Source organism: Ochrobactrum sp. S1502_03 (genome assembly GCF_044435015.1).
Taxonomy (GTDB): domain Bacteria; phylum Pseudomonadota; class Alphaproteobacteria; order Rhizobiales; family Rhizobiaceae; genus Brucella; species Brucella chromiisoli.
In genome coordinates this window covers 20,408-31,997 of the sequence record NZ_JAYEXN010000016.1, presented here as the reverse complement: position 1 = coordinate 31,997, position 11,590 = coordinate 20,408, and the positions used below count along the sequence as shown (strand labels likewise).

The window sequence follows — 11,590 nt, the reverse complement described above, 5'->3', positions numbered from 1 at the left end:
TTATGTCTGAACAGACGATCTATTTTGAAGACTATGAGCTTGAGGCTCAGCGCATAACTTATGGCCGCACGATCACCGAAACGGATTTCGTGGTGCATGCCGGTCATACGGGTGATTTCTTTCCGCACCACATGGATGCGGAATTTGCAAAAACTCTGCCGGGCGGACAGCGTATTGCGCATGGGACAATGATCTTTGCAATCGGTGTCGGTCTGACTGCGACGCTGATTAACCCTGTTGCGTTTTCCTATGGCTATGATCGCCTTCGCTTCGTGCGTCCGGTGCATATCGGCGATACGATCCGCACGCGCGTGACGATCAGCGCAAAGGAAGACGATCCGAAACGGACAAATATGGGCCGCGTTACTGAGCGGTGCGAAGTGCTTAATCAGCGGGACGAAGTGGTGCTGGCTTGCGACCACATCCTGCTTGTTGAACGGAAGGCATGACTATGACGATACGATTTGATGGAAAAACAGCGCTGATCACAGCGGCTGCGCAGGGCATTGGCCGTGCCAGTGCTTTGGCATTTGCGCAAGCCGGTGCAAAGGTCTATGCGACCGACATCAACGAGGCAGCACTCAAAGAACTCGAAGGCGTTTCCGGCATCATCACACGCAAGCTCAATGTGCTTGACGAGGCCGAAGTAAAGACGCTCGTTGCCGAGATCGGTCAGGTCGACATTTTGTTCAACTGCGCGGGCGTCGTGCATGGTGGTTCTATCCTCGAAATGAAGGACGAAGACCTCGACTTCGCGATTAATCTCAACGTCAAGGCCATGATCCGCACGATTCAGGCCGTTCTGCCGGGCATGCTGGAACGCCAAGACGGCGCCATCGTCAACATGGCCTCCGTTGCTTCGAGCGTCAAAGGCGTGCCGAACCGTTTTGCTTATGGTGTCACCAAAGCGGCTGTCATTGGTCTCACCAAGGCTGTTGCTGCTGATTATGTTGCCAAAGGCATTCGCTGCAACGCCATCTGCCCCGGTACGGTTGAAAGCCCGTCGCTTCAGGATCGTCTGCGCGCACAGGGCGATTACGAAGAACAGCGCGCCGCTTTCATCGCGCGTCAGCCAATTGGTCGTATTGGTCAGCCGGAAGAAATCGCCGATCTCGCGGTCTATCTCGCAGGTGCCACTTACACGACTGGTCAGGCGTATAACATCGACGGCGGCTGGACAATTTAAGTTCGCTGCTGCAAATCCCCACAAGGAGTAAACTTATGAAATTTCTTCGTTATGGCGAAACGGGTCAGGAAAAGCCGGGCCTTCTCGATGCAGACGGCAATATCCGTGATCTTTCTGCGCATATCAGTGATCTGTCCGGTGCCGTTCTCAGCCCTGAAGCGCTCGCAAAGCTTGGCTCGCTTGACGTCAACGCACTGCCAAAGGTTGAAGGCAATCCACGTCTCGGCCCATGTGTTGCAGGCACTGGCAAGTTTATCTGCATCGGCCTCAATTATGCCGATCACGCAGCAGAATCCGGTATGGCTGTGCCGCCAGAGCCAGTTATCTTCATGAAGGCAACTTCGGCTATCGTTGGCCCGAATGATGATCTCATCATCCCGCGTGGCTCGGAAAAAACCGACTGGGAAGTCGAATTCGGTATCGTTATCGGCAAGACCGCGAAATATGTCTCGGAAGACGATGCGCTTGATTACGTTGCTGGCTATTGCACGCTGCATGACGTCTCGGAACGCGCTTTCCAGATCGAACGCGCGGGCCAGTGGACCAAGGGCAAGTCTTGCGACACATTCGGCCCGACCGGTCCATGGCTGGTGACAAAGGACGAAGTTGCTGATCCGCAGAACCTCAAAATGTGGCTCACGGTCAATGGCGAAACCATGCAGGACGGCTCGACCAAGACCATGGTCTATGGCGTGCGTTATCTGGTTTCCTATCTGTCGCAGTTCATGTCATTGCAGCCGGGTGACATCATCTCCACTGGGACGCCTCCCGGCGTTGGCATGGGCATGAAGCCCCCGCGCTATCTCAAGGCTGGCGACGTTGTTGAACTTGGCATTGAAGGCCTCGGCACACAGAAGCAAAACGTGCGCGCCGACGTTTAATTATTTTGGGCATGCCCCCAAACGGTTGAGGTTTGGGGGATCATGCTCGGATAACGGATAAAACATGACCAAAATTACTGATCTGCGCGTCTTCGATCTGCGCTTCCCGACTTCGCAAAGTCTGGATGGCTCTGACGCAATGAACCCGGACCCGGACTATTCGGCCGCTTATGTCATTCTCGATACGGATGACGAGGCGTTGAAGGGCCATGGTCTCACTTTCACCATCGGTCGCGGTAATGACATTTGCTGTCAGGCCATTCTTGCCATGCGTCATCTGGTGGTCGGCGTTGACCTTGACGTGGTCCGCGAGGCGCCGGGCAAGTTCTGGCGCCATCTGACAAGCGACAGCCAGTTGCGCTGGATCGGCCCTGAAAAGGGTGCGATGCATCTGGCAACTGGTGCTGTCGTCAACGCGTTTTGGGATCTGCTGGCAAAGCAGTCGGGCAAGCCGGTTTGGCGTCTGGTTTCAGAACTTTCCGCTGAGGAAATCGCCGACATCGTCGATTACCGCTATCTGACCGATGTGCTGACCCGTGACGAAGCTGTCGAAATTCTGCGCAAAGCAGAAAGTGGCAAGGCTGAACGTATCGCTAAGCTCGAAGCCACGGGCTATCCTTGCTACACGACTTCTGCTGGTTGGCTTGGCTATGATGATGAAAAGCTGCGTCGTCTGTGTCAGGAGGCCATTGATGAAGGCTTCAATCACGTCAAGATGAAGGTTGGCCGTGATCTCGAAGACGATATTCGTCGTCTCACCATTGCGCGTGAAGTGATTGGCCCGGATCGTTATCTGATGATTGACGCCAATCAGGTCTGGGAAGTCGATCAGGCAATCGCGTGGGTTAACAAGCTTGCCTTCTCTAAGCCGTTCTTCATCGAAGAGCCGACCAGCCCGGATGATGTTGCAGGACATCGCAAAATCCGCCAAGCCATTGGCGATGTGAAGGTTGCAACTGGTGAAATGTGCCAGAACCGCATCATGTTCAAGCAGTTTATCGCCGAAGGCGCTATCGATATCGTCCAGATCGATTCATGCCGCATGGGTGGCCTGAATGAAGTTCTGGCCGTGCTGCTGATTGCTGCGAAATACAACAAGCCTGTTTGGCCACATGCCGGCGGCGTTGGCCTTTGCGAATATGTGCAGCACCTGTCGATGATTGATTATGTTGCCGTTTCCGGCACTATGGATGGTCGCGTGATCGAATATGTCGATCATCTGCACGAGCATTTCATTGAGCCATGCATCATCAAGGATGCGGCCTATATGCCGCCATCACTGCCGGGCTTCTCAATTGAAATGAAGCCAGAGTCGATTATGCAATATACGTTCAAGGGCTGATACAAAAGCATTTGAGCTCGAAGCCGCGCTGCCGAAAATATCTTTCGTAGCGCGGCTTTTTATTATTGATCGCTTAAGAATACTCTGTTCCTTTGGGAACTGTTGATTTGGCAAAGGTGTTAAGATGAAAAAGGCAATTTGGATACTCGGTGCTTCCGTTCTTTTGGCGGCAACATCATCCGGCTCTGCGCAGGTTAGCGCTGAAGTCGGCGTGCTTTCTTGCGATGTGTCCGCCGGTATCGGCCTGATCATCGAGCAGAAGCAGAAGGTTAGCTGTACGCTGTCGAACGGCAATGGTTTGTCACAGCAGTATAAGGGGTCGATTGATCAATATGGTCTGGAACTGGGTGAAACGACCGGCGGCCAGATGACCTGGACTGTTCTTGCTGCAACCACAACTGTTGAGCCGGGCGCACTTGCTGGCACCTATGCGGGCGCGCAGGCGGATGCAAGCCTTGGCCTCGGCGCAGGCGTTCAGGTTCTGGTCGGCGGAACCGGCCAGTCTTTCACATTGCAGCCGCTGGCTGTCGATACCGAAAAGGGAACAGCTCTCTCTGCCGGTGTTGAAACGCTGACGCTGGAATATGTTCAGCCGTAAATTGGGTTGCTGATGGCTTCAAAAAAAGCGCACCAAAGGTCGGTGCGCTTTTTTATTTGAGCATTTCCATTGGGTCAATCAAACAGGAAAGGCACGGGCGATGATGGCGGCTTGGACAGCTTTGTCATGAGCCGCAAAGCACTGCGGCACGAAGGCCGCGCTCACGAATCGTCGCTTTAAAACCCCAAATGAAAGCATCGCAGAATGAAAAATCAGCTGTTGCATGGGAAGTATTGTGCTAAAGCACGTCGCAGCTAAAGGGGCTCATTTAGCATTTGCAAATATGCGGCAATGACACGCTTTAAGCGCGACATATTCTAGTGCTCCTCGCGATAAATAGAAGTATGGAAATCTTCAAAAGATGGAATGGATTCCTATAGTTTTGATGGGGTTCAAGGTTGTCGTATTAGGCGTGGCCATGTTCTTTGCCATCAAGTGGCATTACGATAAAGATAAGGCGAAAAAGGATAGCGAAACAAACCTACCGTAAGTATTCGCAAATCGCGAGCAACCATGTTTGAGGGCAGAATCCTGAAACTGCATGTCATACCACGGCTCGCCGATCCGCGCGACAAGCCCGGATTTACCAGAAGCCGAGTTTGCGATTTTGGCGCGGTGAGGCATTGAGGCATTATACCATTGCTCCCGAATAGCCCACTCTAAGCGGGCTTTTTCGTGCGCGTAATAAAATGGGCCTGCAATAACGCTCGTTCTTATTGCAAGATTGTCAGTTTGTTATGAATCTAAAAACGAAGGACTTTGGGGGAGTGTGAATGGTGCCCGGAGACGGATTTGAACCGCCGACACGCGGATTTTCAATCCGCTGCTCTACCAACTGAGCTATCCGGGCATCCTCGCAGTGATTTCTCACCATGTGGCGGTGTTGGTGTCCGCCGGAAGTGGGTGCGTTATAGCATTAAATTTCACGCTGTCCAGCACCCTATCGCAATTTTTATAAGATTTCTTATAAGCTTGCTAAACTACCGATTTGACTGTGGAAATCAGAGCCACACATACTCAGTTGTCGTTCTCTTCCTCTTCATCAATCGGCTTACCGGGAATCACATAGCTTCCCGAAAGCCAACGATTGAGGTCAATGCTTTTGCAACGCGGTGAGCAGAACGGATAAGCATCACGAACCGATGGCTTGCCACATTCAGGGCAGGGACGAACAGGGCGCAAGGGCGTGACGCGAGCGTCCGGCGCTGTGGAGATATCTTTCTTGTCGCTCATGGGATTTTCAGACCTTGCCGTTTTGCCAATTGGCGTAGACAGGATAGCCACCATCGGCCAGCAGGCTCACCGTTTCCTGCAAGGGAAGCCCCACCACGCTGGTGTAGGAGCCAACAAGCTTGACCACGAAGCTGCCTGCAAGTCCCTGAATGGCATAACCACCAGCCTTGCCGCGCCATTCGCCGGACGCGAGATAGGCGTCGATCTGCAAGCGCGTCAAACGCTCAAAACGCAGACGTGTTTCAACAAGTGTCTGGCGCAGATTTCCATTGGGCAGAACAAGGCAGACACCGGTAAAAACCTTATGCGTACGCCCTGACAAAAGACGCAGGCATTCCCGCGCTTCATCGTTGATCTCGGCCTTTGGCAAAATGCGGCGCCCGACGGCAACAACCGTATCAGCCGCAAGAACAAAAGCTTTGCCGAAATTTTCATCGCCCTGCAATTGTTCCTGCGCAGCCTTTGCCTTTTCACGCGAAAGCCGCCGCGCCAGAGAACGCGGATGCTCCGCACGCTGGGGCGTTTCATCAATATCAGCTGGCTGAATATGATCCGGCTCAATGCCGGCTTGACCCAGAAGCTCAATTCTTCGGGGGGAGCCGGACGCAAGAACCAGCTTATGTTGCGCGCTTATAGACAAGGCTTTTTCCGAAAAAGCGAGTGATTGGCTTATTTGAAGCGGTAGGTGATACGGCCCTTGGTCAGGTCGTAAGGGGTCATTTCGACCAGAACCTTGTCGCCAGCGAGAACGCGGATGCGGTTCTTGCGCATGCGGCCGGCAGTGTGGGCAATGATTTCATGTTCGTTTTCGAGCTTCACGCGGAACATTGCATTTGGCAGCAGTTCCGTAACAACACCCGGAAATTCGAGGACTTCTTCTTTCGCCATGCGATACCTGTTTCTTTCTTTGATAGAATTGGCCCGAAACCGGGCCATAGCTTTAAATTTGGCCGGAACCTATATGATTAGACGGCATTTGTGAACAACCGAATTGGATGATGTTATTTTGGAGCTAAACGCTCTGTAATCTGGTGCTTCAAACGGTCTCGCACATCACGATAAGCATCCAAAATCTGCCCGCGGCTGCCTGTAACAAGTGTAGGGTCCGGTGTCGGCCAATATTCGACATCGACCGAAAATCCGCGCATACGTTCAAGCACCGTATGATGTGCAAGCGGAGTGAGCGTGATGATAAGGTCAAAATAGCCATCCGCCAGCTCTTCCAACCCGCGAGGTTGCCGGTCATCAAGCGACAAACCTTCTTCATTCAAAACGGCATCAACAAACGGATCACGCTCACCGCGCTGCACGCCTGCCGACGCAATATACATATTGGGCGACAACAGCTTTCTTGCAAGAAGCTCGGCCATTGGAGAACGGATTGCGTTTTTGCCACAGACGAAAAGTATAGACGTGGGCCGTTTGGCAGCTTCGGCGTCTTCCGCTTTTTCAACCGCATCATCACCGTGCATTTGATCTCAGCCCCGCCAATGCAGCACGCATACCAGTGTGAAGAGACGCCGCGCCGTCGCAAAATCAACTTCAATCTTGCCGTTCAGACGCGTTTGCAGCGTTTGGGATCCTTCATTATGCAGGCCGCGCCGTCCCATATCGATGGCTTCAATCTTGCTTGGAGACGCGGAACGGATTGCCTCGTAATAGCTTTCGCACACCATGAAATAATCGCGAACGATGCGTTTCAATGGTGTCAGCGATAGAATGTGGGTCGCAACGTTTTCACCGTTTTCACGTGTGATCGAAAAAATGAGTCGCGTTTCCATAAGCGACAGGCGAAGCTTGTATGGCCCACCTGTGGCATCGCCGACCGGATAGAAGGTATTTTCCTCAATCAGATCAAAAATAGCGACTGCGCGTTCATGCTCGACATCAGGCGTCGAGCGCCCGATGGTTTCATCCAGCTCGACGTCGATCAATCGGGCATTAGGAACGCCGACAGTCATGATCCCTCATAGGTTGAGCCGGATGGCAACGGATTGCGCGTGGGCGTCAAGGCCTTCTGCGCGAGCGATTTCAATAGCGGCAGGTCCAAGCGCACGCAGCTGATCGGGACCGAGCTTTAGAAGTGATGTGCGCTTCATATAATCAAGCACCGACAGGCCGGACGAGAATCGCGCCGAACGTGCGGTCGGCAGAACGTGATTGCAGCCGCCGACATAATCGCCGATCACTTCCGGCGTATAGGCACCAATGAAGATTGAGCCGGCATTGCGAATTCGGGGCAGCAAGGCTTCGGGATCGGCAGTGGCGATTTCCAGATGCTCGGCTGCAATGCGATTTGCCAGCGGGATGGCAGCATCAAAGTCCTCAACCAAAATGACTGCGCCAAAATCGCGCCAGCTTGCCGCTGCCGTTTCTGCACGCGGCAAAGTTTTCAGCTGGCGCTCAACGGCGTCTTCAACAGCCTTCGCGAAAGGCTCGTCATCGGTCATCAGGATAGATTGCGCGGCCGTATCGTGTTCTGCCTGCGCGAGAATGTCGGCCGCCAGCCAGTCCGGATTGTTGTCCTTGTCGGCAATCACCAGCACTTCGGAAGGTCCGGCAATCATGTCAATGCCGACCGTACCAAAGACAATGCGCTTGGCAGCCGCAACATATGCGTTGCCGGGGCCAACAATTTTTGCAACCGGCGCAATGGTTTGCGTACCAAAGGCGAGAGCCGCCACAGCCTGCGCGCCGCCAACACGGTAGATTTCTGAAACACCGGCAAGGCGGGCTGCCACCAGAACCAGCGGGTTGAGCTTGCCATCAGGCGAGGGCACAACCATCACAATCCGCTCAACCCCTGCAACCTTTGCAGGCACAGCATTCATCAACACCGAACTTGGATAGCTCGCAGTGCCGCCCGGCACATAAAGACCGACGGCTTCTATGGCTGTCCAGCGCGAACCGAGTTCCACGCCAAGCGCATCGGTGTAGCGATCATCCTTAGGGAGTTGGCGCGAGTGGTGTTTTTCAATACGTTCATGCGCCAGTTTCAGCGCTTCAATGGTTGAGGCAGGTGCTTGATCGAAAGCCGCATCGATTTCTGCTTCCGTAACCCGAATGCCGGTTTTATTCAGATCGATACGATCAAAACGCAGCGAATATTCAATCAGGGCGGCATCGCCTTCGCGGCGTACACGATCAACGATTTCGCGGGCAGCGCGATCCACATCTTCAGAGACCTCGCGCTTGCCGGTCAGGAAAGCTGCAAAGTTCTTTTCAAAATCGGGGTCGGTTTGTCTGAGCGTCGTGACCACGCTGGTATTCCTTTAATTGTCGGTCCGGGCAAAGCCCTGTTGTCTTGTGTAATGAGAAATCTTGTCGTGAACCGCAATCAGGCGTCGTGTCGCGGTACGGAACTGGTTTCCCACGCAGCCCCCAGATCCGTCAGCTGCGCTTCGATACATTCCACATCCAGACGGATAGCGGCATTTGCTGAAAAAGTCAGTTCCAAAGTTCCAGCAGGTGCTTCACCAGGAATAAAACGAATGGCCAGCAGTGACAAAACCTCTTCGGGTTTCTGCCGGTCGATGCCGCTGCCTTTGACAGCCGTGACGCGGTTAAAATGCAAAGCAGTGCGGCGACGCTGATATTGCGGCTTTCGGAAAAGCTTCGGTTTGACCTTTTCCCACGCAAAGCGATTGAGTGTCAGCACGAAGCGCTTCTCCGCCGCCAGATATTGCAGATCTGACACTTTGAGAACCGCGTCCTGAAGATGGGCGGACAGGACCTGCAAATCTTCTTCATCCAGCGCCACAAGCTTCAACATTTCCATATCTGGCCCATATCTTGCGTTGTTCCCTGCTACTCTCAAATATCGTGTGTGCAACTTTGCATGTCAGCACAAAAAAATCGACAGGCTTTTCAGCCTGTTGACGAATAAGCCGGAAATGAAAGAAAAGCCGGACTGCATTAGGCAAATCCGGCTTTTAAATGATTAACCGCTGATGCGCTCAACATGAGCGCCACAGCGCGAGAGCTTTTCTTCCAATCGCTCAAAGCCGCGATCAAGGTGATAGACGCGGTTGACGGTTGTTTCACCCTCAGCAGCAAGGCCCGCGATAACCAGTGAAACCGATGCGCGCAGATCCGTTGCCATAACCTGTGCACCCTTGAGACGTTCTACACCTTCAACGGTTGCAGTCTGGCCCGACAAAGAAATCTTTGCACCCAGACGCGCCAGCTCCTGCACATGCATGAAGCGATTTTCGAAGATCGTCTCGGTAATGCGTGATGTCCCCTGTGCCATCGTCATCAGGCCCATGAACTGCGCCTGAAGATCGGTCGGAAAGCCGGGGAACGGATCGGTGGTTACATCGACTGGATGAATACCATGGCCATTGCGCACGACACGCAGGCCGCTGTTGGTTTCGGTGATTTCCGCGCCCGCCTGACGCAAGGTTTCAAGCGCTGCGGTAAGCTGGCTTTCCTGTGCGCCTTCAAGCAGCACATCACCGCCTGTCATGGCAACAGCCATGGCGTAAGTGCCGGTTTCAATACGGTCTGGGATAACGCGAACGCGTGCGCCCGACAGGCTGGTAACACCCTGCACATGGATTGTGTCGGTGCCTGCGCCGGTGATTTTTGCGCCCATGGCATTCAGGCAGTCGGCGAGATTGACAACCTCCGGCTCGCGCGCAGGGTTTTCGATAATTGTTTCGCCTTTGGCAAGTGCTGCTGCCATCAGCATGACGTGGGTCGCGCCAACTGAAACCTTTGGGAAGCGATAGCGTGCACCAACAAGGCCGCCCTTTGGTGCGCGCGCCTTTGCATATCCATTCTCAATGTCGATCTGCGCACCGAGCGCTTCAAGGCATTCGAGCAGCAGATCAACCGGGCGTGTACCAATGGCGCAACCGCCAGGCAGCGAAACGGTTGCTTCACCCATACGCGCCAGAAGCGGGCCGATGACCCAGAAGCTCGCACGCATCTTGGAAACCAGCTCATAAGGAGCAACGGTATCGACAATGTTGCGCGCCGTGAAATGGATGGTGCGCGAATAGGCGCCATTCTGATGTTCGCGGCGCCCATTGACGGAATAGTCAACGCCATGATTGGAAAGAATGCGGATCAACTGCTCGACATCGGCGAGGTGCGGCACGTTTTCAAGCGTCAGCGTATCGTCGGTGAGAAGCGAAGCGATCATCAATGGCAGCGCTGCATTTTTAGCGCCAGAGATAGGAATGACGCCGTTGAGCTTGTTGCCGCCGATGATTTTGATGCGATCCATGCTGTTTCACCTTCTGGGCCGAAGCTTTTGCCCGGCAATCGATATTTGCAAATTCCGCAGCACTTGAGACTGGCAGCGTTGCATTAAGAAATGACTGTTCATGCGGCGGAATTACGTCGAACACGAATCACAGTCGTATCGCGGTACCACCGAGAATTGATCTGTGCTTTTAACGCAGCCGCTTTCTATCTTCAAGGAAGGCTTTATTACATGATATTCTGCTTGAAAAGCAGCGCCGAACGCGCAGGTGCTTTTTAGCGGGGAAAGGTTCAGTCTATGTCTTCTTTGCCCGCGGTTATGCCATCATTGCGTTCATCGGCATCGCCTGCACGTCGTGAGCGCGATTGCACTTTGCGCCGCATGAGATTCGCACGCAATTGCTCAGCGCGCCGCTTCTCGCGCGGATCGATATGATTTTTTTTGTCGTCTTTGGTCTTTTTTTCGCTCATGGCTACTATGTACTCCGGTAAAAACCCTTCGAAAAGCGGGTTTTAAAGTGAGTATCCAATGATTTCCACATTAAGTGAAAAGAAATGCAATTGCTTGCTTGCGATTCACGCAATGATGTGGCAGAAGTCCGCCGCGTTCAAGAGAATGCTGCGGTAGCTCAGTGGTAGAGCACTCCATTGGTAATGGAGAGGTCGAGAGTTCAATCCTCTCTCGCAGCACCAGCAACCCCCTGATATTCAAGGCAAGTTTTCATTCCCGGTGGTTAGCCATAGGGAACAAATGCGCACCTCTATGCAGTGTTTGGCACACCTGTGCGGCACATATCTGGCACAGCCTGTTCCACTTCCGTTCTCAATTTCAGGTGATTTGCTCCAACCTTACGCTCAGATCGTATGGTTGAAATTGCTAACTGTTGGCAGTTTGAAAAGCGACACGGTGTCGGGTTTGCGCTCCCCGATTTTGGGGAGCAAAGAAACTGAAACGTGAAACTGTGCAAATTTGCATAGTTTAGCCGTTAAACGTCCGTTGAAATTATTCGCTGGTTTTCTTGAGATAATTCGGCTGAGACTTTACCGAAACGAAAAGATAATTCCGTCGAAAATGGTTGCAGGTTCAATTAAAACAGGGACTTGCAATCTCGAACGTGATTATTAAATTGATGCCGCTT

At 53.1% G+C, this 11,590-nt stretch carries 14 protein-coding genes and 2 tRNA genes; 6 read left to right on the top strand and 10 right to left on the bottom strand.

Going from position 1 to position 11,590, the window contains the following annotated elements; genetic code table 11:
* The first annotated feature begins 2 nt into the window (after positions 1-2).
* The 5 genes from VBH83_RS12025 (at position 3) to VBH83_RS12005 (ending at position 4,007) form a co-directional block, all read left to right on the top strand.
* Positions 3-449, top strand: coding sequence for a MaoC/PaaZ C-terminal domain-containing protein (locus VBH83_RS12025; protein WP_265982818.1), 447 nt, complete (start codon positions 3-5; stop codon positions 447-449).
* Between the two features lie 2 nt (positions 450-451).
* Positions 452-1,186 (top strand): SDR family oxidoreductase, encoded by a 735-nt coding sequence (locus VBH83_RS12020; RefSeq protein ID WP_265982819.1) that lies wholly within the window; start codon positions 452-454, stop codon positions 1,184-1,186.
* A 35-nt stretch (positions 1,187-1,221) separates the two neighbouring features.
* Positions 1,222-2,067 carry a fumarylacetoacetate hydrolase family protein gene (locus tag VBH83_RS12015; protein ID WP_265982821.1) on the top strand — a complete coding sequence of 282 codons (846 nt, stop codon included), beginning with the start codon at positions 1,222-1,224 and terminating at the stop codon, positions 2,065-2,067.
* Positions 2,068-2,131: 64 nt separating this feature from the next.
* Positions 2,132-3,409 carry an L-fuconate dehydratase gene (locus tag VBH83_RS12010; RefSeq protein WP_265982822.1) on the top strand — a complete coding sequence of 426 codons (1,278 nt, stop codon included), beginning with the start codon at positions 2,132-2,134 and terminating at the stop codon, positions 3,407-3,409.
* Positions 3,410-3,533: 124 nt separating this feature from the next.
* On the top strand, positions 3,534-4,007 hold the full coding sequence (locus VBH83_RS12005) for a DUF992 domain-containing protein (protein ID WP_396997874.1): 474 nt from the start codon (positions 3,534-3,536) through the stop codon (positions 4,005-4,007).
* Positions 4,008-4,781: 774 nt separating this feature from the next.
* On the opposite strand, the gene VBH83_RS12000 is transcribed toward VBH83_RS12005, so the two are convergent.
* The 10 genes from VBH83_RS12000 to VBH83_RS11955 all read right to left on the bottom strand — a co-directional run bounded on the left by VBH83_RS12000 (position 4,782) and on the right by VBH83_RS11955 (position 10,922).
* Positions 4,782-4,857 (bottom strand) — tRNA-Phe (locus VBH83_RS12000).
* Positions 4,858-5,024: 167 nt separating this feature from the next.
* Entirely contained in the window at positions 5,025-5,240 is a 216-nt protein-coding gene (gene yacG / locus VBH83_RS11995; protein ID WP_265982824.1) for a DNA gyrase inhibitor YacG, read from the bottom strand.
* Between the two features lie 7 nt (positions 5,241-5,247).
* The gene (locus VBH83_RS11990) at positions 5,248-5,874 is read right to left on the bottom strand and encodes a Maf-like protein (protein WP_265983834.1); all 627 of its coding nucleotides are present in this window, start codon (positions 5,872-5,874) and stop codon (positions 5,248-5,250) included.
* 35 nt (positions 5,875-5,909) lie between these two features.
* The gene (infA, locus tag VBH83_RS11985) at positions 5,910-6,128 is read right to left on the bottom strand and encodes a translation initiation factor IF-1 (protein WP_002965531.1); all 219 of its coding nucleotides are present in this window, start codon (positions 6,126-6,128) and stop codon (positions 5,910-5,912) included.
* A gap of 113 nt (positions 6,129-6,241) precedes the next feature.
* A complete protein-coding gene (locus VBH83_RS11980) occupies positions 6,242-6,712 on the bottom strand; it encodes a low molecular weight phosphatase family protein (protein WP_265982825.1) in 471 nt (156 codons plus the stop codon).
* Positions 6,713-6,718: 6 nt separating this feature from the next.
* Positions 6,719-7,201 carry a UPF0262 family protein gene (locus VBH83_RS11975; RefSeq protein ID WP_265982827.1) on the bottom strand — a complete coding sequence of 161 codons (483 nt, stop codon included), beginning with the start codon at positions 7,199-7,201 and terminating at the stop codon, positions 6,719-6,721.
* Positions 7,202-7,207: 6 nt separating this feature from the next.
* Entirely contained in the window at positions 7,208-8,500 is a 1,293-nt protein-coding gene (gene hisD / locus VBH83_RS11970; protein WP_265982829.1) for a histidinol dehydrogenase, read from the bottom strand.
* Positions 8,501-8,577: 77 nt separating this feature from the next.
* Entirely contained in the window at positions 8,578-9,018 is a 441-nt protein-coding gene (locus tag VBH83_RS11965; RefSeq protein ID WP_265982830.1) for a DUF2948 family protein, read from the bottom strand.
* A gap of 162 nt (positions 9,019-9,180) precedes the next feature.
* On the bottom strand, positions 9,181-10,473 hold the full coding sequence (gene murA / locus VBH83_RS11960) for a UDP-N-acetylglucosamine 1-carboxyvinyltransferase (RefSeq protein ID WP_396997861.1): 1,293 nt from the start codon (positions 10,471-10,473) through the stop codon (positions 9,181-9,183).
* A gap of 269 nt (positions 10,474-10,742) precedes the next feature.
* Positions 10,743-10,922, bottom strand: a complete 180-nt coding sequence (locus VBH83_RS11955; protein ID WP_265982832.1) for a hypothetical protein — start codon at positions 10,920-10,922, stop codon at positions 10,743-10,745.
* Positions 10,923-11,069: 147 nt separating this feature from the next.
* Here VBH83_RS11955 and VBH83_RS11950 point away from each other — a divergent pair.
* Positions 11,070-11,144: transfer RNA gene (locus tag VBH83_RS11950), tRNA-Thr, on the top strand.
* The last annotated feature ends 446 nt before the right edge of the window (positions 11,145-11,590 follow it).